General features: G+C 36.3%; 23 protein-coding genes and 1 other annotated feature. Of the genes, 10 read left to right on the top strand and 13 right to left on the bottom strand.

Going from position 1 to position 22,317, the window contains the following annotated elements:
* Positions 1–2,806, bottom strand: a 2,806-nt coding sequence (locus ACQV2O_RS03510) for an Ig-like domain-containing protein (RefSeq protein WP_428875003.1), incomplete at its 3' end; no start/stop codon positions are given.
* 230 nt (positions 2,807–3,036) lie between these two features.
* Between ACQV2O_RS03510 and ACQV2O_RS03505 the strand changes: the two genes are divergently transcribed.
* Entirely contained in the window at positions 3,037–3,315 is a 279-nt protein-coding gene (locus tag ACQV2O_RS03505) for a hypothetical protein (RefSeq protein WP_428875005.1), read from the top strand.
* 49 nt (positions 3,316–3,364) lie between these two features.
* Here ACQV2O_RS03505 and ACQV2O_RS03500 read toward each other — a convergent pair whose 3' ends face one another.
* Together ACQV2O_RS03500 and ACQV2O_RS03495 are read right to left on the bottom strand one after the other, a co-directional pair.
* Positions 3,365–4,864, bottom strand: coding sequence for a C69 family dipeptidase (locus tag ACQV2O_RS03500; RefSeq protein WP_428875002.1), 1,500 nt, complete (start codon positions 4,862–4,864; stop codon positions 3,365–3,367).
* Positions 4,865–5,010: 146 nt separating this feature from the next.
* Positions 5,011–6,222 (bottom strand): dicarboxylate/amino acid:cation symporter, encoded by a 1,212-nt coding sequence (locus ACQV2O_RS03495; protein ID WP_428874403.1) that lies wholly within the window; start codon positions 6,220–6,222, stop codon positions 5,011–5,013.
* Positions 6,223–6,507: 285 nt separating this feature from the next.
* Here ACQV2O_RS03495 and ACQV2O_RS03490 point away from each other — a divergent pair, with 285 nt between their 5' ends.
* From ACQV2O_RS03490 to ACQV2O_RS03480, 3 genes are read left to right on the top strand one after another with little or no spacing between them, the layout of a single operon-like run.
* A complete protein-coding gene (locus tag ACQV2O_RS03490; protein WP_428875001.1) occupies positions 6,508–7,932 on the top strand; it encodes a Y-family DNA polymerase in 1,425 nt (474 codons plus the stop codon).
* Positions 7,929–8,300 carry a hypothetical protein gene (locus ACQV2O_RS03485; RefSeq protein WP_428874405.1) on the top strand — a complete coding sequence of 124 codons (372 nt, stop codon included), beginning with the start codon at positions 7,929–7,931 and terminating at the stop codon, positions 8,298–8,300. The genes ACQV2O_RS03490 and ACQV2O_RS03485 overlap by 4 nt, the downstream gene beginning before the upstream one ends.
* Positions 8,300–8,587, top strand: a complete 288-nt coding sequence (locus ACQV2O_RS03480; RefSeq protein WP_428875000.1) for a DUF5960 family protein — start codon at positions 8,300–8,302, stop codon at positions 8,585–8,587. Before ACQV2O_RS03485 ends, ACQV2O_RS03480 begins: the two co-directional genes overlap by 1 nt.
* A gap of 215 nt (positions 8,588–8,802) precedes the next feature.
* Here the strand turns inward: ACQV2O_RS03480 and ACQV2O_RS03475 are convergent, their stop codons facing one another.
* The gene (locus ACQV2O_RS03475) at positions 8,803–8,970 is read right to left on the bottom strand and encodes a hypothetical protein (protein ID WP_428874999.1); all 168 of its coding nucleotides are present in this window, start codon (positions 8,968–8,970) and stop codon (positions 8,803–8,805) included.
* Between the two features lie 125 nt (positions 8,971–9,095).
* Positions 9,096–9,995: a YitT family protein gene (locus ACQV2O_RS03470; RefSeq protein ID WP_428874998.1), complete on the bottom strand. Its 900-nt coding sequence runs from the start codon at positions 9,993–9,995 to the stop codon at positions 9,096–9,098.
* Positions 9,996–10,373: 378 nt separating this feature from the next.
* Between ACQV2O_RS03470 and ACQV2O_RS03465 the strand changes: the two genes are divergently transcribed.
* Together ACQV2O_RS03465 and ACQV2O_RS03460 are read left to right on the top strand one after the other, a co-directional pair.
* On the top strand, positions 10,374–10,709 hold the full coding sequence (locus tag ACQV2O_RS03465) for a hypothetical protein (RefSeq protein WP_428874997.1): 336 nt from the start codon (positions 10,374–10,376) through the stop codon (positions 10,707–10,709).
* A gap of 46 nt (positions 10,710–10,755) precedes the next feature.
* Complete coding sequence (locus tag ACQV2O_RS03460; protein ID WP_428874996.1) at positions 10,756–10,887, top strand: hypothetical protein; 132 nt, start codon at positions 10,756–10,758, stop codon at positions 10,885–10,887.
* Positions 10,888–11,775: 888 nt separating this feature from the next.
* Here the strand turns inward: ACQV2O_RS03460 and ACQV2O_RS03455 are convergent.
* Both ACQV2O_RS03455 and ACQV2O_RS03450 read right to left on the bottom strand, forming a co-directional pair.
* Entirely contained in the window at positions 11,776–12,426 is a 651-nt protein-coding gene (locus tag ACQV2O_RS03455; RefSeq protein ID WP_428874413.1) for a P-II family nitrogen regulator, read from the bottom strand.
* Positions 12,427–12,436: 10 nt separating this feature from the next.
* Positions 12,437–13,906 (bottom strand): DUF1538 domain-containing protein, encoded by a 1,470-nt coding sequence (locus ACQV2O_RS03450; protein WP_428874995.1) that lies wholly within the window; start codon positions 13,904–13,906, stop codon positions 12,437–12,439.
* Between the two features lie 224 nt (positions 13,907–14,130).
* Between ACQV2O_RS03450 and ACQV2O_RS03445 the strand changes: the two genes are divergently transcribed.
* Genes ACQV2O_RS03445 through ACQV2O_RS03430 form a run of 4 tightly spaced genes read left to right on the top strand, consistent with a single transcriptional unit; the run spans position 14,131 to position 17,159 of the window.
* Positions 14,131–14,511 carry a GntR family transcriptional regulator gene (locus tag ACQV2O_RS03445; protein WP_428874994.1) on the top strand — a complete coding sequence of 127 codons (381 nt, stop codon included), beginning with the start codon at positions 14,131–14,133 and terminating at the stop codon, positions 14,509–14,511.
* Positions 14,504–15,184 carry an ABC transporter ATP-binding protein gene (locus tag ACQV2O_RS03440; RefSeq protein ID WP_428874418.1) on the top strand — a complete coding sequence of 227 codons (681 nt, stop codon included), beginning with the start codon at positions 14,504–14,506 and terminating at the stop codon, positions 15,182–15,184. Before ACQV2O_RS03445 ends, ACQV2O_RS03440 begins: the two co-directional genes overlap by 8 nt.
* Entirely contained in the window at positions 15,185–15,940 is a 756-nt protein-coding gene (locus ACQV2O_RS03435; RefSeq protein ID WP_428874993.1) for a hypothetical protein, read from the top strand. It abuts the gene before it with no gap.
* 13 nt (positions 15,941–15,953) lie between these two features.
* Positions 15,954–17,159 carry a hypothetical protein gene (locus ACQV2O_RS03430; RefSeq protein WP_428874992.1) on the top strand — a complete coding sequence of 402 codons (1,206 nt, stop codon included), beginning with the start codon at positions 15,954–15,956 and terminating at the stop codon, positions 17,157–17,159.
* A 600-nt stretch (positions 17,160–17,759) separates the two neighbouring features.
* On the opposite strand, the gene rpmA is transcribed toward ACQV2O_RS03430, so the two are convergent.
* The 6 genes from rpmA to mreC all read right to left on the bottom strand — a co-directional run bounded on the left by rpmA (position 17,760) and on the right by mreC (position 22,312).
* The gene (gene rpmA / locus ACQV2O_RS03425; protein ID WP_090290150.1) at positions 17,760–18,050 is read right to left on the bottom strand and encodes a 50S ribosomal protein L27; all 291 of its coding nucleotides are present in this window, start codon (positions 18,048–18,050) and stop codon (positions 17,760–17,762) included.
* A 12-nt stretch (positions 18,051–18,062) separates the two neighbouring features.
* The gene (locus ACQV2O_RS03420; RefSeq protein ID WP_428874991.1) at positions 18,063–18,407 is read right to left on the bottom strand and encodes a ribosomal-processing cysteine protease Prp; all 345 of its coding nucleotides are present in this window, start codon (positions 18,405–18,407) and stop codon (positions 18,063–18,065) included.
* Positions 18,408–18,409: 2 nt separating this feature from the next.
* Positions 18,410–18,721, bottom strand: coding sequence for a 50S ribosomal protein L21 (gene rplU / locus ACQV2O_RS03415; RefSeq protein WP_258436143.1), 312 nt, complete (start codon positions 18,719–18,721; stop codon positions 18,410–18,412).
* Between the two features lie 36 nt (positions 18,722–18,757).
* Positions 18,758–18,828: a sequence feature (ribosomal protein L21 leader region), on the bottom strand.
* Positions 18,829–18,909: 81 nt separating this feature from the next.
* Positions 18,910–20,814, bottom strand: coding sequence for a M13 family metallopeptidase (locus ACQV2O_RS03410; protein WP_428874990.1), 1,905 nt, complete (start codon positions 20,812–20,814; stop codon positions 18,910–18,912).
* Between the two features lie 93 nt (positions 20,815–20,907).
* Entirely contained in the window at positions 20,908–21,471 is a 564-nt protein-coding gene (gene mreD / locus ACQV2O_RS03405; protein WP_428873893.1) for a rod shape-determining protein MreD, read from the bottom strand.
* Positions 21,464–22,312 (bottom strand): rod shape-determining protein MreC, encoded by an 849-nt coding sequence (gene mreC / locus ACQV2O_RS03400; RefSeq protein ID WP_428874989.1) that lies wholly within the window; start codon positions 22,310–22,312, stop codon positions 21,464–21,466. Before mreC ends, mreD begins: the two co-directional genes overlap by 8 nt.
* Positions 22,313–22,317: the final 5 nt, after the last annotated feature.

Here is a 22,317-nt window from a genome sequence, read left to right as displayed (position 1 = left end):
TGGTAATCGTAATGGTATGAGTACCATCGCCATTATCTACGACTTCTGCAGTTGGTGATTTTCCATCTTGACCATTTTGACCATTTTGTCCATCAGATCCATCTGGTATAAAGATAGTTTTATCAGATTCATAGACATCAGTGTTTGGATTGTAAATTTTAATGGTAACATAATTACCATTCCGCCCATCTTCTTCACCCGGAGTAATTTCCACAATTGGTTGGGATGGTAAAAGTGGTTTTTCAGGATCAGCAGGTTTTTCAGGCCCTGGTATCACGATAGTCGTTCCATCATTATAATGAATCTCTACCCCACCGTCTTCTTTTTTAATTGTTTCAGTAATCGTTACGAAATTATATTGGAAAATGTCTGGTCTGGCTTCTTGGATCGTCTCACGTGAAACTTCTTGCCAATATTTTCCATTTATTTCTACAAAGTTTTCATAAAAACTTCCATCTGAGTGTGTTGGTATTTCCTCTGGGTTAACATGCTTATATAAAACACGATATCTACCAGATCGACCCTCTTGAACCTTTTTGATAGTTCCAGGAGCTAAGTCTTTATTATATTGGAACACAGAACCAAAACCTTCATCTTCAACTGTCATCTCATAAAGTTCATCTTTGACACTCGGATTAGGATCGGGTTCAGGCGTTGGAGTTTCGTCTTTTTGATACACATAGGTTATTTCAATTGTCTTCTCTGGTTTATAACTTCCTGTAGCAGGGCTACCATCCTCATTATATTTTGGATTGTTAATTAAATTTTTTATCTCAACAAGTTGATAGCCCTCTTTATCTTGTTTTTGCGTTCGATAAAACTCGTTCCATTTACCAGTTTGAGCCGACTTATCATCTTTTAAATCAATCACAATCGAACCGTCTGATTTTTTTGTTTGATAAATATGATGTTCTATGAATGATCCGGTTTCTTCTGTACTTTCACCTGTAGAGGATACACTTGTTTTGCCTATAAATGAACCACCCTGAGCAATAGGGTTGCCGCTTGGATTAGCGTCCTTATGAAGATAAGTGGTTACTCTTGGTTTTTCAAGTACATCAGAAGCACCTGGCGCATCCTCTACAAAAGTCATAGTGACTATGTAACGTTCATTTGCTAACATTGTTCCTAAATGGATACGGCTTTTATTGCCGTCATTCAAAATGTTACCTTTTTCTTTAGTTACCCTATAATTCTCACTATCGCCATTAAGGTCAGGGATTAGGCTATCGCGCATAATTTGAGAAGGATAGGCTGAATTATTTGATTTCTTAGGTTTCACTTTGTGAACTTCCAACGAATCAGGGTCAATATGGAATTTATCAGCTAAAAGTCGAATATCTGAATACCTTCCAACTTCTTCCCCACCATTGTTTAGATAAATAGTATATTTAAATAACTTCCGACCCTGTGAATCTTTCCCTAATTCACTAATTGCTTGAACTACTTTTCTATTCTTATTATTTCCATAATCCACAATTATATCTTGACTCTTGGTTTGATTTCCAATAGTTACTGTAACAGGATACGATTTCTTATCAACTACAGCTGTATCTCGATTGGCCACCAGTTGATCATTAAAAGATCCTTTTATATCCTTGTTATGATCCACATATTGAGTGAATATGTAACGAGTGGTATTGGATTCCGGATCATAAAATGCTTGTGCAATTAAATTGCCTTGACTATCTAGCAAATGAACACTATTTCGAGGTACATCTATGCCTCCAGGCAATACATAATCGCCGTAGTTAACATCAAAAAAATCGCCTGCTTTAATAGCATTGTCTAATTGGTACTTACCAGTAAACGCAATTTTCCCCTGTGAAGTCGGTTGCAATTCATTTGGGTTATCCCCACCAAGTATTTTAAATTGCAAATCACTAAATTGGATTAAATCCTTTACATCTCTTCCTGTGGCATTTTGGATAGCAAACATTTGAAAGCCAGAGTGTTTTTCAGCATAATCAATCCCAGCTTGAGTAATTTTCTCCATCAAAACTTCTGCGGACGCATTTTGAAGGGTCTCTTTATCAACGCCTGAAAGGATTCCTTCAATTTCTTCAGCACTGTATATCTCTGCTAATTGTTGACGGATCACCGCCTCGCGATCAATTTCACCATCAATTAATTGATGAAGTTCACTTAAGTGACCATCTGATTCTCCCAAACTTTTTTCTTCTGAATTAACGATGGAGTCTGACTCATTGACTACACTTTCTTCAATCACAGCGGCTTCTTCATCAATGATTAGCTCTTCCTCTAAAACTATTTCTTCTTCAGCAGATATAGATTCTTCAGTAGAACTCTCAGTTGTCTCTTCAACTAAGCTGCTGACTGTTTCTGGGGTAGAAGTTGAGACGCTCTCCTGCTCTACTGTTTTCTCATCAGTTGATGATTCCACACTCATTTCGGTACTGTTAGTCTCTGCTAACACTTCTTCACTATGAATCTCGTTAGAATCAACTGATTCTACAGTTTCTACAATTGCTGTTGATAAACTATGATCAACAGCCGATATTTCTGCATCATCAATTTTAATGACTGCAGGGGTTTCAACTTGTTTTTTTACCTCAACTGACTTACTTAGAGGTTGAATACCTTGGTCCTTATCATCATATCCTAATTCTTCAATTTGGGAAGTTTCCGTAGTGTTTTCTGCTGCTAAAACACTATTCGAACCCAAAAAGAACATACTTGAAATAGCAACGGATGCTAAGCCTGCACTATATTTTCTTAAACTATAGATTTTTTTCTTTCTAGCATTTTTCTTTTGTAACTCTGTAACGTTATTCTTTCCTAACATATTATTCCTCCTTAAAACATAAAATTAAATAATTTATGTAATCTTATCTTACTCCTAACATTTGATAAAGTCCATATCATTATACTTAATAAAAAATAATATCTCTAAAATATTGAACAACACCGAACTTTTTTAACTTAAGAGAAGAAAAAATCGTTGGATACTTTCCCAAAGTCTTATGTTGCGATTGGATAAATGATAAAGACGCGCCTCTCAAATAAGTAAAATACATTACTTTAAGCGCCCTAACTAGTCCAATCTATCAACCACTTCCAGTCGATAAATCATTTATGAATGTGCGAACGACTGACTTCGTTAAAAGACTCTTTCGTCCTAATTCTCAAACTGCTGAATTAACAAGAACAATGATTGAATCTGCTTATCAAACCAATGTGATTGCCGATCACTCAAAAACTAATAATCAGACCCTATTCACTCATACAGCTACCCTCTTCTTTTGCTGGCTTCTTAGGCAGACTTTATCAAACCAAAAGACCCCCAACCGTTAGACAAAAAGCTAACGGTTGGGGGTCGGTTCCTATTTGCTAGACATAAAACTTATTGATCAGATCGAGCATAGGCATTCTTCATGCCATTGGAAGCAATATCTAATACCTTTTTAAGCGTCTGATGTGTTTCTTCTTGTAACATAGCGACCAGTTTATGATTGGCTTGCTCGCATACTTGCTGACTTTGAGAGCTAGGGCTTGTTGCAAGTTTTTGATCATAGGCTTTAATGATTGCTAAAGCTTGATGGTCCACCTTGGACTGATAAGACTCTATCACTGTTTGCGTTTGATAATAATGTGCGTCCGCTAAAGCAGCAATCATTCTAGCAGACCAATACAGACTGTCCGTTGTGATTTGATCATCTGTCTGAGTGAGATAAGCCGGAAATTCACTCGCTTGAGGATATAGAGGAATCATGGCATTAAAGACATTTGATCCAAAGGCCATCCATTGAAGACTGCGGTTGTTTTCCGGCATATAAGGCCGAATTTGAGTTAGGCCTAAAAAATTATTGCGATTGATTCCAATTGTCCGGTAAGCGCCTCGCATTTCGCTTGAGCCCTTAGTAAGATATGGATCATACGGGGTTCCTTGGTAATGATTGGAAAGGATCTCTTTTATTTCTTGGACAGTAATTTTATGTTCAGGCACAAAGGACCATGGGATATCAAAGGATTGTGGTGTGTAATCTGCCTCTGAGCCTTCCCACTTATAAGTTGTTGGATTGAAAAAGCGTCCCATTACCCAAGCTCGTGGCGTATTATATACTAAATCTGCAGCAGTTCTTGAGCCAAAGGCCAAACGTGGCTGAAATGGACCATCTTTTGATAAATCTAAGTGATTCTCTTGAATAAACTCTTTTAAATCAGCTGAACACATATGCTCTTTTTGTTGACCGAATGCATCTTCTAAATCAAAGGAATCTATTCCAAATTGATTAGGCATCACTACATAGGAATCATCTGGTACCCGTTTAGCTAACCAATGATGACCCCCTATTGTTTCCAACCACCAAATTTCATCGACATCTTGAAAAGCAATCCCATTCATCTCGGAAGTGCCGTATTCTTCTAACAAACTTGCCAACCGCTTTACCCCTTCACGAGCAGACCGTATAAAAGGTAAGACGAGCGATACCATATCTTCTTCTGAGATACCTCCAGGAATTTCTGCTTGATAATTATCGCTCCCCTGCTCACCCCTAGCTTCTTGGTAGGTTACCAATGGATCAGCAGCTAACACTCGCGCATTGGAAGTGATCGTTTCGGTCGCAGTCATGGCAACATTTGCGGCATTGACCCCACACGCTCCCCAAACTCCCTGGTCTCCTACAGCATCAGGGGTCATACTATAAGCTAATGGGTCACTTGGCAACTCAATTTCTAAGTGAGCTAACACCGACCGATAGTGAGACGGATGTCCTTGACTATCGACTTTGACCATTTTTTTAACATTAAATTGTCCCGAAACAGAGTCTTCGTTTCGTGCGACAAGCGTTGACCCATCATAAGAGGCTTTTTTACCTACTAAAATTGTTGTACATCCCATATTAATCCCTCACTTTCATACTCCTATCTTATGCTTCTTACTTCTAAAAATAAAGTCTGAATAATGTATTTATTCTTAAGTATTAAAAAACTCCTCATTAGTTAGGTCGCTGGCTAACTAATGAAGAGCTTATTACAGTGCTATTTTTAGCTTTTAATCTTATCGGAATATATTTTATCAATAAAAACTGCTATGGCATTATCTCCTGAAACATTCGCTGCAGTACCAAAAGAGTCTTGAGTTAAATACAGCGAAATCATTAATTGTTGCATAGCATCTCCAACAATTCCTACCATTGGTAAGAATGGTACAGCTGACATAATAGCTCCTCCAGGTGCTCCTGGAGCTGCTACCATCGCAATACCTAACATGCAGATAAAGCCAAAAATTATACTAAAGCTGTGCGGAAGATCATACATTAATAATAAGGCTGTCGCACAGGAAGTAATAGTAATCATCGAACCTGCTAAATGAATAGTTGCACATAGAGGGACAACGAAATTACGAATTTCTTCAGATACACCATTATTTTCTGCACAATCTAAGTTCACCGGAATAGTTGCAGCAGATGACTGGGTCCCAACTGCCGTCATATAACCTGGAATTTGATTTTTAATGAGTCGTAATGGGTTTTTCCCAGCATAGCTTCCTGCACCAATGAATAATAAACTAACATAAAGTAAATGCATAATGATGACAATAACGAATACTTTCCAGAAGATAGATAGTACTGCAAATACCGATCCAGAATAAGACATATTTGCAAAATTTCCTAGAATATAAATTGGCAACAAGGGAATAATTACCGTTTCTAATACTTTAACTACCACTTCTTCAAACTCAACAGTCAATTGGTAAAGTACCTGTCCAGAATTTCGATTAGCCCGTAACCACGAAATAACAAGCCCCATCATAAAAGCCAGCACAACCGCTGTTGTAACTTCTAAAATAGGCGTTATCGGAACCGTAAAGAATGGAGTAGCTCCTTCTCCTGCTTCAGTAATCTTATTGACTAAATCACTGGTAATAAAACTAGGAAAAATACTTGTTGCCACAAAGTAAGCAAAAGTCCCCCCTATAAGGGTTGATCCATAAGCTGTTAAAGCTGTCATACCTAGTAATTTGCCTGCTCCTTCTGTAAGATCTGCAATTCCTTTAGTTACTAAACCAATAATCATTAAAGGAATAAAGAAACCTAAAAAGGCTGAAAACAGGCTAGATAAAGTAACTAAAATTCTAATAAACCATTCAGGAACAAATGGCAAACGCCCAATCAAAATACCCATTGCAATAGCTATCAGCAACCGACCGACTAAACCCGTTTTGATTTTAATTCTGTCATTTTTATTCTCTGACATTTTTTCCCCTCCATTTGGAATTTTTTAGCAAACTCGAGTTATTACTATGCTTATATTATACACGAAAAAAAGTTATATGAAAGCGTTTTTTAAATTATCTTATTTTTTTACTGTATTTTGGTGAATAGTAATAATTGTAGCTCTTTTTAAGAAATTTTATTTTAAAAACAGTAATAAAATGCTCTTTTTAAAATGTTTCCTATCTCATAAAATTCTTTAAATTATTTTCGCTATTGACACGAACATCCGTTCGTATTAAACTGTTGCTTACAGGAGGAATTTGTAATGACTATTATTGATTATAGCCGTGAACCTAAATCTGATATTGCTTTTATCGATATGAAATCCTTCTATGCGAGCGTAGAGTGTGTTGAGCGTGGCTTGCATCCTCTAAGAACAAGCCTTTGTGTCATGAGTCAAACAGACACTTCTCAAGGTCTGATTTTGGCTTCTTCTCCCATTTTTAAGCAAGTTTTTGGGCGTAGCAATGTGGGACGAACTTATGATTTACCCTTCTCTCTTCATAATCGACGATTCAACTATCGCAACGCTCGACGTAATGGCTTACGAACGGATCCTGCCTATGTTCGTTATATTGAATCTTGGGCCAAACGTTCATTATTTGTGCCACCCAGGATGGACCTTTATATTAAAAAGAATATCGACCTTTTAAAGCTGTTAACCCAGTATGCTTCTGAAGAAGATATTCTCCCCTATTCAATTGATGAAAGCTTTATTGATTTAACGCATGTTTTGAACTACTTTATTCCTGATCGTCAGGTGTCACGTCGAGACAAATTAGAAATGTTAGCTAGTAAAATTCAACTGGATATCTGGCGTAAAACAGGAATCGCTTCAACCATTGGTCTTTCTAATGCCAATCCTTTATTAGCTAAGCTCGCTTTAGATAACGAGGCTAAAAAGAAGCCGACCATGCGAGCAAATTGGTCCTATGAAGATGTTGCAAGCAAAGTATGGGCCATTCCAAATTTAACTGATTTTTGGGGGATTGGTAAGCGCACAGCCAAACGACTCAATCAGTTAGGGATTCATTCCATTTATGATCTAGCCCATGCTAATCCTGAACAATTAAAAAAGGAGTTCGGTGTAATTGGCTTGCAATTATTCTTTCATGCCAATGGGGTCGACGAAAGTAAAGTTAGTGAGCCTTATCGTCCGAAGTCTAAAGCTATCGGTAATTCGCAAATTTTACCACATGATTATACTCAGCAAGCAGATATTGAATTGCTTTTAAGTGAAATGGCAGAACAAGTGGCCATTCGTTTAAGACGGGCTGGCAAAAAAGCACAGCTGGTCTCTGTCTCTGTCGGTTATTCCAAAGCAGTTGACCTATCTCCTCTTCGAGCTCAAACCAAAATCGATCCTAGCCAGCAAACAAAAGTCTTAACAGCCACTGTGATTGAGCTCTTTCGCTCTAAATATAAAAACGGACCCGTTCGCCATATTGGTGTTCGTTATTCGGGCTTGGTAGAAGAAAACATCCATTACTTTTCGCTTTTTGAAGAGCCAAGACAAATATCAAAAGAAGAGCGCCTCGATAAAACAGTAGATGCTATTCGAAAACGTTTTGGCTACGTCTCTGTTTTAAAAGCTAGCGCCTTACTAGAAAGTTCTCGTTCCATTGCTCGAAGCAAGTTGATGGGTGGTCATGCAGCAGGCGGAGCAGGCGGATTGGATGGTTTAGAGTGAGTGTAGATCGGTCTTACTTATCATCTAAAGCTGCACGTCAATATCAAGATCGCAAAATGGCTAAATGGATGGGCTTTTTCTTATCAGAACATAGCTCTGCTCTGTCACACAGCTTTACTGACTCAAGCCCGGCCAGACTGTCTCCTAAGGAGAAATTTCTTCTACTCAGCCAAGCCTATGTTCAAAAACTCTCCATTAGCCTTATTTATCAAGGCAATCATCCAAATAAAGCCCACCAATCATTTACCGGCACTCTTAAAGAGCTAAATCTAGACCATTGTGCGATTGAAGACCCCCTTTCTAGAAACTATCTCCTTTTAGCTTTTGAACAAATTATCGATATTACACTTGCTGAGGAGGTGGAATAATGAAAACCAATGGCTACCACCATAATCAAACACAATTTGATTATTTCAGTGAAAATTATCAACGATTTCAAGAGGATTTCTATCGTTATTCTAAGCTGAAAGTTCCTCTTGCTTTTCTAGAGGATGAGTTATTACGAATGATGTCGGCATCAACCATTAATTATTTTCGTATCCCTCAAAAACACAGTCTCGACCAACGTACTCACACTTTTGTTTTCAAGGTGCGTACCGATAAGCGCAACCATTTAATTCGCATTTACCAATATCAGTATCATTATGTTGATTAAAGTTCTACCCTCAATCCCAGCCTATCAAGCTAGGATTTTAGTGCTATCCATCTTTCTATTCAAAAAGCCCACTCATTTGAGTGAGCTTTTTTCTAAGCTTGATTAGCAAACTGACTTTAATAGCCGTCTGCATAACACCCATTAGCTACTTAAAGCAAATCATGTTTCCTTTTTCACTAATATTACCACTCTTCATCAACAAGATAATATCGGCATTACAAATAGTCGATAAGCGGTAAGGCATTACGAAGGAGGTCCCCCTCCCTTACCTTATCCATACCTTCTTCATTTAATCTTTCTAAAAAACTATCGACTGAAGAACGTACTTCATCCAATGCTAAGATGGCTGGATTAAAGAGCACAGCTCGATCAATGGTATCCATTGCTTTTGAAGCAGGGAAATATTATTAGCTTCTTTATTTATTTCCTTATGTAGCAAGATAAAAACTCGATTAAAAAGGGGCTTCACCTTTCAATCGAGTTCGTTAGATCAGTTAATTACTAATGGTTAATGGTATCTATTTTTGTGTGGACTTTCATAGGAAAAGAAGGTGAATCCTTCGCCAATCACTTGTTGAACGTCTGAAATAGTGACGAAGGCTTTGGGATCAATTTGAGTCACTAATCTTTGTAATTGAACAACCTGATTACGATTCACTATTGCCAGTAAGACTTCCCTTTCTTGCTTAGAATAGTAACCATATGCCCTAAATACAGTGATACCTCGCACCATCTCTTTAATTACTATATCCGCAATTTCTTCTTTCTTAGAGGAGAATATCATCACGGACTTTCGACGGTTGACCCCATCTGTCACAAAGTTTACGGTCTGACTCGCAATAAACATCATCATGATTGTCACAATCGTCATATCTACACCAATGATGAAGCTTGAAGCTAAAATGACTAGCATATCACACATTAACAAACCAGCAGAGAAACTGATTCCTAGATACTGCTGCATAATCATAGCAACAATATCCGTTCCGGCAGTAGTCCCGTTGCCTCTAAGAACTAAACCAATACCTGCTCCCAATAGCACACCACCTGCTACAGCAGGGATAATAATATTTGTTGCAATATAAGGATCGGGTTGGATAAGGTTCAAACAAAAACTTAAACAAGTTGAAGCATAAATTGTATAAAGCAAGGTTCGCCTACTTAGGTATTTCCATCCAACCACTAATAAAATGGCATTAACGATGAAGTTGCTTGTACCGGTTGGTATTTTAAGTAAATAATAGGCCAACATAGAAACACCCGTTACACCACCATTACCAAAATGATTAGGAATGAGGAAATAATTAACCCCATAGGCATAAACAATGCAACCTAAAGTCATTATCAAAACAGAATAAAGAATCCCTTTCGGTGTTATTTCAAAATAGTCCATTACTTTTTTTACCATTGCCACCACTCCTTTACTATCAAGGATATTATACCCTTTTTTGACAAGAATGTAATCACTTTCAAGTAGGTTTTTAAAATCTTAGTAAATTATAATCAATCATTAATTTATTTTATTGTTTCAATAGTTATTGACAGCGCTGAGTTACCATTCCTAATAATTTGCAAAAGTAATGATGGTATATTTTTTCTCTTGTTAAGACTTTTATTTAAGTTAAAAACAATAAATTTTTATAAAACAAATTTAATTATTTATATTTTTTAAAAAAAGGATTGTTATATCTGATTTTTTTGTGTATACTACCAACAATAAATTTTTGAAAGATGGTTGGTGTTGATGTGTGCAAAGAATAAGTTGAGTGTGATAGCAGTAAGTTTAATGATAATAGTAAGTTCTCTCTTTAATTTTGATGTTAATGCCCATGCAAGTACTTCAATAAAGGAAACAGCTAATGTTAATGATAATGTTGTAATGGATTTTTATAAAGAAAATTCAGAGTATTTTGACACTTCGGAAAATGGTGATGAGACAGTTGTAACTATCACAGATGATAAACTTATAAAGTATTTTAATGATCTAGGAATAGATACTTCTAAATTTTCAAATGATAGTACTAGCATGTTAAGAAGACAAAGTAACGGGGTAACAAAGTTGGTATGGCATGGAAAAGCATCAAAAGGTAATGTGGATGTATATAAGTGCGTCAACGTTTAGTATTCTAGGTGGAGCTGGTACGGGAGTTGCAACAAGATTTATACTTATGTTGTTACCTCCACAATTTAAACTTGCAGCAGCGGCTATAGGTGGAGCTATTGGTGCTATCGGTTTTTCTGACTATGCAAGAGTATTTGTTGTAAGAGGATTTCGTTATCAATACAATTATTTACAATAATCGTAACTTAAAAGGATCATTAGGTGAATTTTATGAAGAAACTAAACAAAATAATAAATGAGTTACTTTTTGTAGGAGTATATATTTTGGTAAGCGTATTAATAACATTTTTCCAAGGGAAATTAACGATTTCATATTTTTTTGATAACTTATTGTATAGAATAATAGGATTTGTGTTTGTGTATTCATTATTTTATTTTGTAGATAAAAAACATAGGAAGGAAAATAATTATGAAAAAAAATAATTATATAAAATCAATATTAATTCTAACTATATTTTTAGGTCTATCAACTATATCTGTTTCTGCTGAGGAAAACGATCTAACAAAAGAGGATTATATAACTACATAATCTGTTTCTGTTGAAGATAATGATCTAACAAAAGAGGATTATATTACTACACAATCTGTTTCTACTGAAGATACAGATGTAACAAAAGAGGATTATATATTCAGGTCGAAAGTTTGGCCTCCGCGTACTCTTTTTGTAGAAGTATGGAAAGTGGTACCAACTGTCCCGGGTCCGGTCCCTAGATCCTATAAACAATGGTATGTAGAGTATAGGAACGGCATAAAATATGAAGGATATATATCATGGACAGGTGCTAAAAAAATATATACTGTCGCTCCTGTTAAATTACAATTTTTATTTAGAGGTATCATAAGATTAGCAAAAATTTAGCAATACTAAAAAGCAAGATAAATTATTAATTTAATTCATCTTGCTTTTTTAATATTTATTTTTTCAAAAAATGGCTTTTCGAATTGATACTATATTAAATAGCTTTATTTTCGGTGTTACGACAAACTTCTTTTGTCATTTTTCCCTTTTAATAAATGTATCATAAGCTAATCATTCGTCTTAATCCACTTTTTTAGTTTTACATAATTAGTTTATTTGTTGGAAAAGCCCGCTTACATCGTTGACATCGATAGTAAAAAGGATTCCCTTACCCGGTTGGTCAATATCCATGGCTTTAGAAACTTTTTCAATGATTTCAGGCACTTTTTGTGTCTCAACAATCATTAAGACAAGCTCTTTTTCCGGTTCAATTTGAACATTAAAAATCTTAGGAGCTTTCTTCGAACCTAGTCCTCGACCATGGAGGATAGTTGCTCCACCTGCTCCTTCTTCACGAGCAGTTTCCACTACTTCATCCCCTGAATCACGATCAACAATTGTAGCTACTAATTGATACTTACTCATTTCTTGACCTCCCTCATTAAATTCATGCATTAACTGGTGACTGCCATAGACACTACTTGTATTAATTGAAAAGAGAATGCCCTTTCCTTTTTTAGGTAATTCACACTTTTCGGTTAAGACTTGATGAATTCTTTCTTCATTTGAATGATCAACCAACATCAATAAGGCTTCACGCTTGGAATCATTCAAACCTAATAAATCTAAGAAAGGATTGGCAACTGTTCCTTCTGCTTGAAAGATCGTTCCACCGGTGGCTCCTGCCAGGCGTGCCTGCTCAAGGTAATAGGAGGCTGTACCCTTCTTAACAATTGCAAAAAATAAGACTGTCTGCATAAATACCCTCCTATGCTATTTTTTCTTGTTTTAATTTCCACTTATAGATGATTCCGAGTAATAATATCATGACGATTGGCGCCATTGCAACCGTTGCGATGACACCAAAGCCATCCGTTACCACATCTGCCGTTGGAATCCGATCCGCTGCCCCTTGTGCAAAGGACAGGATGAAAGTTGCCGTCATTGGTCCGGAAGCTACGCCTCCCGCATCAAAAGCAATCCCTCCAAATAAATCATCTACAAAAAAGGATAAACAGATGGCTAAAAGAAAGCCAGGTAATAAATAATACCAGATTTGAATACTAGGCACTAGGATACGAACCAGTGACCCACTGACAGCTAGGCCTACTCCAATAGATAGAAAGACAAGTAAAAGTTTATTCTTAATAAAACCACCCGTTACCGCTTCAACTTGGTCTCCCAATACGTGAACGGCTGGCTCAGCCAAAACAATCACCAAGCCCATAATCAAACCAATTACGGGTAACCATGCCTGATAGTCACGCGCTAACATATTACCTAGAAAACGCCCCATATCCATAAAGCCTTGATTGACACCTATTAGAAAGAGAACCAGTCCAATCAAAGTGTAAGTAACCCCTTTGATAATCCGTTTGAGTTCACGCTTTTTGAGCTTAAATTGTTTCCAATTCATAATCGCAAACAAAATGGCTAAGGGAGCGAGGGCCATTAAAGACTCAAGCAAGGTGTGTCCAATAGCCAAAAAGAATGGGGCAATAATTCCCTCCGTATAACGATAAACTTCTGCTTGCCCTTGGAAACTTACTCCTGTAATAACTGATAATAAAATAACTGCTAAAATTGGCCCGACACTCATGGCACCTACTAAACCAAAAGAATCTTCCTCAGCCATGTGCCCCCCTTTACGAGATGAAACAGCCGCTGACAATGCTAAGATAAAAGGTGTGGTTAAGGCACCTGTCGTGGCACCTGACGCATCGAAAGCAATGGCTATAAAATCATTAGAAACCAATAAGGCCATTAAGGCGATCAACCCATAAGCAATTAAGAAAAAATACTTAATCGAAAAGGAAGACAAAATCCGCACGATACCAAAAGCAATTAAGAAGCCGACACCAAGTGAGACCATTGCAACAATCACCGTTGAAGTAAGAGCTCCTCCCATCGCATCAGCCACCTGTTGGCCTAAAATAAGTAAATCAGGTTCTGCGACCGTGACCGAAAAACCAATTACAAAGGCTAGCCCTGTAATGGCCCAAATATTGGGAGCATCTGCTACACTTTTCCCCATCAAATCTCCTATAGGACTCATACCAACTTCCACACCAAATAAGAAGATCGTTAAACCTATAATTAAAAAGACAGCCCCTATTAAAAAACGAATCATCATATCTGCCGACACATTGACCATGGTCAATGAAATGATCACAACTATAAGTATAATAGGCAGTACAGAAGCTAACACTTCTTTTAATTTATCGACTAATAAATCCATAACATTCCTCCTTCATAAATATTATTTCTCCTTCATCATACCATAGCTTAGCTTGACTTTTGCTTAAATCTTTATCACCATTCATTCCGTTCATCTTTTACTTGCATTTTTACCTTCATACCTTGACTTAAAAGTGTATGGCTCGTATAATACACTTAAACAAGCTGTATTATGATTGTGGGACACATCTTGGAATATAATAAAGCTTTAATGGAGGTAAAATAATGAAACTTGCACCCAATCTACCCATCTATACCCAAATTATTACTTGGGTAAAAGATCAGATCATCACAGGCAAATATACGCCGGGTTATCAATTGCCCTCAAGAAGACAATTAGCAAAGGAATGGAAAGTCAATCCCAATACCGTTCAAAAGGCATTTAAAGAAATGGAGGACTTAGGTATGATTGTTACTCAAGCTCAAAGACCTAGCACCATAACAACTGACACGCAATTAATTTCTCAACTTAAATATGAATCCATTGATCAAGCCATCGAAAACCTAGTCGATGTTTTAATTCCCATGGATTTGCAATTAGAAGATATCATCCAACGCCTTACCCATAGCTATCAAATTAAAAAGGAGACCATTAACCATGATTAAAATCGAAAACCTCAACAAGTCTTTCAGTAAGCATAAGGTCCTTAAAGACATCAATTTAGAAGTTAAACCAGGTGAAATCACTGGATTGATCGGCATTAATGGTACAGGAAAATCGACCCTCATTAACTGTATTGCCAGACTTTTGCCTTATCAAGGGGAAATTTATATTGATGAAATAAAATTGCGAGATGCTAAAGCTAGAATATGGCATGTTCCCGATTACCTCAACTTTCCCCCTTCGATGACGGTTAAAGCATGCAAAGAATTTATGTACAATCTCTATCCTGCTTGGAATCCTACTAGAGCACAAGATATCCAAGATTTTTTCCAATTAGAAGATAGTAAGCGCATTAAAGAACTATCCAAGGGGAATCAAGCAAAACTTAATTTAATGTTAGGCTTATCTTTAGAGGCAGATTATCTTCTGTTAGATGAACCCTTTGCTGGCATCGATGTCTTTAGCCGGGAAGAAATTCTTGAACTCTTTGGTTCATTTATCCAAAAAGACTGTGGTGTCTTAGTAACCACTCATGAACTTTACGATGTCGAACACTTTATCGACCGAGCCGTTTTAATGAGTGAGGGCCAAATCAAACACTCTATCTATTTAGAAGATATGCGTGAAAATGAAGAACTATCCTTAGTTGAATGGTTAAGAAAGGAGTTAAATTAAATGAAAGAAATATTAAGTTTAACTTATTTTGAAATACAAAGACAGAAACTTTACTGGTTATCCATCGCTTTAATCTATCTAATCCTATCCTTAATTTCTATTAATAATAATATACAAAGCAATTTTCAACAAAATATGGTTATTCAGCCAAGTATATTGCTGAATATCATAAATATCGCCTTTATTATCGGAGTTATTAGTACGGCCATTGCGACCCTTTTAGTCTGGTTAAAAGATTGGTTTAGCCAAGGTAAAATGATTTCTCGCTGGTTAGCTGGTCCTTTTAAACGCTCCAGCCTCTACCATGCAAAATTTCTAAGCCTCGTCTTTTATTTTTTCCTGAATATTTTATTCGTTTATTTTACGGTATATGTTTTTCATTTTCTCTTACAAATGATCTTACAAGAGCGGTATTCAAATGATATGCCCCTCTATCTCGTTTTCAACTTTTCTTATTTCACCAATCTTTTCACCGAATCCATCTGGGTATCGCTTGTTAATATCTTAGCCTGGCTTGCCTTGATTCCAATCACCCTTCTATTTGTACTGCTTGAACGCGCCTATTCCTGGAAATGGTCTGTCCTCTACTTGCTCATCCTAGTAGCAGGAACATATCTTACTGGAAAACTCATAGCTTTTGGTATGCTACCTACTAATCTCGAGTTTCATGCGTTTTATCCACTCAGTTTTATCCTTGTAGGAAGTATCACTTACTGGATTGGCAGTCAATATGTCGCAAAAGATCTGCATATTTAAAGGAGGTAGAAAGATGAATTATTATAAACAAATGATTAAATACTTTGCAATCATTGGCATGGGTTTAATCTTATTAGTAGGAAGTCTCTATGGTCTTAACTCGCCGATTATTGGGAAATTAACCTCAATAAAAGGAGATGAAAAACTAACCAATCTACCTGAAGAGTATGTCCGACTAAGTAGTCAAAACAGTTTCTTCTCTCTGCCAGAAGAAATGTTCCAAAATAAAAGTGGAGATTTTCAGTTGAGTCGTTCAAATCTTAGATTCAAAAGCCTTGATTTTGAGGGAAATAAAGAATTAAAAGCATTAGCTAAAGAAGCCCCCAACTTTTTCAAAGGAATAGATTCACTAGAACAAATCTATCAAGGAGATAAGCACTATTTCTGGATTGAAAGTGATTTATTTTCTAATGAAGAAAAACCCATCAAAGTTCACTTTTTAGACTTTACAAATAAAAAGGAGCTTATCAAAGATATTCCTACAATCAAAACTTCAATTAAGGACTCGAATAAAATCTATCTGCAAAATGTTCAAATCCGACAAGTTGATGGTAAATATTATCTAATGTGTCTTTACAATATCGAATCGGGAAACAGCAATAGCGACAAATTTTCCTTTAAAAACAAAATTACAATTTACCAACTTGATGAAGTCAACAAAGAAAACCAATTTAAACTCATTAATGAAGAAGACTATACTGTATATAGTGATGAGGAAACTCTAGCTAAAGATGTTTGGCTCAATAGTCCATTCTTAAGTAGTAACCTCTCTCTTGATGCTCCCTTTATTCAAACTAGCTATAATCTTGAAAATGACGAGAATGGTCCCTTCTTTCTGTTTGATTTTAAAGACCAATCATGGCAAGAAACTAAAGTAACCATTCCAAGTTCAAATAGCTTCGAAATCCTGACTGCTGACTCTAACCATATTTATATCATCGAATATCAAAAAAATAAGCCTCACTTTGGCCGCTACTCAATAAAGGAAGATAATTATATCGGTGAGATTCCGATTGAACATTTTGAATCTTTGGAAGTTGGGCTAGATATTCAAGTGATTGACTATAACAGTAAGGGGCCATCTCTTCTCTCCCTCAATGATTCTGGCAAGAAATATTATGGCTATTACGATTTAAACACCGGACAAAGCCAGTCACTCTTTAGAATCGATTTTCCTAAAGAGTATCAGAATTATTTAGATCTTTTAATTTGGAATTAAAGAATCATACGCACCCATATTGTACTTTAAAGGAGGCTGACTAATGTCACAGCCTCCTTTTATTTTAAAAAAGTTATGCCTTTATTTTTAAAAGAAAACCATTTCCTTTTTATTACTTAAAGTTACATTATAATTAGAAATTTATTTATGCTTCTTAGCTATATTCCCCATCGAATAGTCACTTTAAATTACTGGAAATATTTTAGCCATCAACTATTTAAAGAGGAAGTGAAATGAAAGAGGCTTTTACGGCTGGTGAGCATGATGACCTCGGGTGACACAACTGCTTTGCGCAAGGGAAAAAGAAAGCAGAAAACTAGAGGAAGAAATTTCAAAATTTGAGAAAATACTTCAATCAAAAAAGAGCAATTAAACAGTCAACAGAAGATGAGTTAATAGCCGATAAAAGCAAAGAATCAAAAAGTATTATTTTAATTGATAAGACAGACTTTTATAATATAGCATTCAAAGAAATTGAAATAAACGACCAATGATGACTACGGCTTAACTGTCACTTCAACAAATCATTAGACAAACAAAAAAGCAGTCTTAGTTTAACTAGGACTGCTTTTAAGATGTTAGGCATTTTAAAAACTTCGATTAAGCTTCAACAGCTACTGGGTAAACTGAAACTTTCTTAGCTTTTTTACCCTTGCGTTCGAATTTAACGATTCCATCAATTTTTGCAAATAATGTATCATCGCCACCACGGCCAACATTTTCGCCTGGATGGATTTTTGTTCCACGTTGACGGTAGATAATTGATCCACCTGTTACTTCTTCACCGTCGCCAACTTTAGCGCCTAAACGCTTAGCAATGGAATCACGACCGTTCTGAGTAGAACCTCCACCTTTTTTAGTAGCGAATAGTTGTAAGTCTAATTTCAACATAGAGAGCACCTCCTATAGTATAGTTTGTTTAATCTGGATATATTCGGGATAAGCTTGTTCTGTCACTTCTAAAGCTAAAATTAAATGACGCATCAAAAGTTGCACATCATGTTTTAACTTCTTTTGTTCAATCGATGGTAGTACGAGCTTGAGATAACCACCTTCCATTTCATTAACAGTGGTTTCTACAGGCACTTGCAAGAGTTGGTAAAGAGAGTTTTCTACTGAAATAACTTGGCTAGATACTGCGGCACAGACAATATCTTGTCCATGTTCACCATAACCAGCATGTCCTGTCATTTCGATTGCTTTAACTTCTTGACCCTCTTTTGAAAGGCTGATTTGTACTTGAATCATGATTAAGCCTTAATCGCGTTAACAGTTAATTTAGTGTATGGTTGACGGTGTCCTTGCTTACGGTGAGAATCTTTACGACGTAAATATTTGAAAGTAACCACTTTCTTTTCGCGTCCTTGTTTCTCAACAGTCGCTTCTACACTTGCTCCAGCAACTAATGGTGAACCTACCTTTGTTTCACCTTCACCACCTACTAAAACGACTTCATCAAAAGTCACTTTATCGCCTTCAGCAACGTCTAGCTTCTCAACGAAGATTGTTTGTCCTTCTTCTACCTTAATTTGCTTGCCGCCTGTTTTTATAATTGCGTACATTCAAGCACCTCCTATTATTAGATTTTCGGTATAAATACCTACACTTAGACTCGCCAACTTGAGTGGCTAATGCACTTAAACTCAAGGATGAGCGGTTGCAGTTGTGGTGCTACACAAATACAACATTAGTAGGATATCAGAATTGCTTTAGACTGTCAATAATTCTAAGGAAAGATATTTTTGGTAAATTACCAAATGCGAACGCGCTCCTCTGGAGCTAGCCACATGCCGTCCCCTTCTGACGTTTCAAATGTTTCATGAAATTCATCAAGATTCTTCACTTGGACATTGGCGCGTAATTCTGCCGGTGCATGAACATCTACTTGAAGCAACATTAATTCATACTCTGGACGCGCTTTTTGACACCAAATACGGGCCCAATTGATAAAGAACTCCTTATAATCTGTTTCTCCTTCATTTTTTAAGGCATTTAATGCAGCTGTCAAACCACCTCCATCTGCAATGTTTTCAGAAACGGTTAACTTGCCATTTACTTTCCCTTGGCCAAACGGCATACCATCCCATTGATCAACCATCGCTTGAGCTTTTTGGTTAAAAGCTTCAAAGTCTTGCTCAGCCCACCAGTTATTCAAGTTACCATTTTCATCAATTTTAGCGCCATTATTATCGAAAGCATGCGAAATCTCATGAGCTATGACAGCTCCAATTCCTCCATAATTCGCCGCTCTTGATTGATCCAGACTATAGAAAGGAGCTTGTAAAATAGCGGCTGGGAAACAAATATTGTTTAAAGTGGGATTGTAATAGGCGTTCACTCTATCTGCTGGCATCAACCATTTATCTCGGTCCACCGCTTGCTTGTATTGTGAAAAATGGTCTTTTTGATAAATCCTCTTTAACGATAAACAATTTTTAAAAAGAGAGCTCTCTGCATTCACTTTTAAGTCTTTATAATATTCTGGATAATCGTTTGGAAAGCCAATTAGATAGTTAAATTTTTCTAACTTTCTAATTGCTAATTGAATGGTTTCATCACTTAACCATTGGTTCTTTTCCAATCTTTTTTTGTAAACTTCAATCATCGCTTTGACCATGCTCTCTATATCGCTACGAGCTTCGAATCCTAGATATTTTTTGCCATAATAGGTGCCTATCACTTGATCAAACAGATCCCTTACTAGGTAAAAATAAAATTTTTTCGCTTTCATCGGTTCAGGCGTTCCCGATAGAGCCAATGAAAACTCACTGCCTTTTAAACGAAAATCTTCACCTAACACTCCGGATAGGTCATTAATTGTGCTTACTATTATCCAAGATTTAAGAAGTTCAATATTATCCGACTGAACAATTTCATCTAGATGTTCAAAAAAAGAAGGTTGAGTAACAATAATTTTTTCTGGCACTTCTTTGATAATCTGCTTAATAAAAGAATCAATTGCAATTTCTTGACAATAATCTTTCACTTCAGCAATGGATCGTGCATTATAATTTTGGGTATAGTCCGCTAATTCTTCTTGTGTTTTCTGATAGCTAGCTAATTTACGATCAAATTCTATACAGTTTTTTACCCATTGTTGACTTTGGTCCTTATTATAACCAAGACTTATTAATAATTCTTCGCTTTGTTTTTGGTATATGTTCAAAAGAAATTGTCCTTTTTCATTTTCTTCATCGTAATAAGGAGTGTCTGGCAAAATTAACCTTGGGACATCCATATAAAGGCAATTTTGTTCCGCATTTTTCATGTCTGGTTCAACGGATAAGTTAATTAACGAAGGTAATTTATAGTTTAATAGTTCCACCATTTTAGCTGTAATAGCTTGATAATCTGCTTGTGAAAGGATACTATTTAAAAAGTCTTTAGCTTCTGCCAAATTGTCTTTCTCTTGATGTTCAAAATCAAGTGCTTTTTTATAAAGCTTGATAAACTCTAACATTAAAGGATCCGTAGTAGTTAGTTTGCCTTCAACTAACGCGTTGATATCCTTCAAACAAACTTCTTCAACTTTCTCGGCTAATGACATAAATCCACCTGTAGCTGGTTTGTCTGAAGGAATCACCGCTTCTTCTAGCCATTCCCCATTTACCGCTTGATATAAATCATCTTTTAATAAAGAGTGATTGATCGCCATAATAATTCCTCCTCTTTTGTTGTTTTATTCTCTTAATTATAACATTTTATTTCAAATGCGTAAAAAAACCGGGAAATAGTTCCCGATCTTCTTTTAAAAGATAATATGATCATCATAACCTAACCAACGCACAAGCAACCGATTAGGAAGATACATGAAAAAGGTTAAGGCCATATTAAAGATTAGAGTTGGTCCTAAACGCATCACAACATAGTCTTCAAAAAGAAGCCTACTTAGTCCTACTTGTTGATAGAAAAGATAAACAACGAAATCAATAATAGTTATTGAAACGATAAATAACATCATATGGATAATAGCGTTGCGTGGAAAGTGACGCCTGATTGAAAGAATAAAATATGCGATGAGAAAATAAAGAATGGCGTATAGGCCTAAAATGGTTGAATTATAAGCATCTGCTATTAACCCTATAAAGAAAGCATAGATCATAATTGAAGTATTACGTAAATAAAAGGAAAAGGTTACAATAAAATAGAGCAGTAGATGTGAAACAATGATTTGTTCATTTCCTAAAAAGGCTGTGGGAAAGATAGAGGGCAGGGCTGAATCGATTACTAAGGCAAAGAGTAAGACAAGTGGAACAATACCCACAATGTTTCTTTCTCTTTGATAGCCAAATTTAGTCGAAAAATTATTCATCTTGCTGAGCTCCTTCACGTAAGATCACTGTTACAAATCGAATATCAGTCATCTCTCCAGCCGGTTTTACTCTTACCGTTTGGAATAATCCTTGGGCATCCATTTCTGTTTGGGTAACTTCTCCAACAAAGAGCGAGGATGGTATTACCCCCCCTAAACCAGAAGTAATGACCATATCTCCCGCTTTTACTTTAGCATCTGGCAAAACTTGAGTCATGATGAATTCTTTGTCCTTCGGGTCATAGTCACTGATCACACCAATTGCAGAAGATCCATCTTTATCCGTTTGAACACGAGCCGATACCATACCGTCTTTTGATTGGTTGCTAGTTAATAAAAGAACCTTAGAAGATGAAGGATATACCTCTATAATACGTCCAATCAGACCGTTTCCAGCCATAACAGCCATATTTTCTTCCATACCCTGTTTGGAGCCTAAATTGATAATAAGGGTTTCTGTCCATTGATCAGGATTTCTTGAAATAACAGTACCATGAATACTGGTGAATTTAGAAAGAGTTTCTGACAAGTCAAGTTCTTGTCGTAATTTTTCATTTTCAGTCTCCAAATCGGCAATACGCACTTGCATTTCATAAGATTTATCAATTTTTGATTTGAGTGCTTCATTTTCTTCAAAAGTATTGACTAAATCGTCCACAGAATTCACAAACTGAACCACCATGCTTACTGGTTCAGAAAATACTCTGCCGGTCCAGGAGATTGTTTCATTAACAGCTGTTTTGACCACATTATTCGTTCCATTGAAAAGAGAATAAGCGATTAAACTGCTAATGACAATCCCACCCAGAAGAATTCCAATTAACTTCTTATTATTAAGCATATTTT

The sequence above is a fragment of the Facklamia sp. P13055 genome, from assembly GCF_050409445.1.
Lineage (GTDB): Bacteria > Bacillota > Bacilli > Lactobacillales > Aerococcaceae > Facklamia.
The sequence above is the reverse complement of the archived record's forward strand: the minus strand, read 5'-3'. Positions and strand labels throughout refer to the sequence as shown.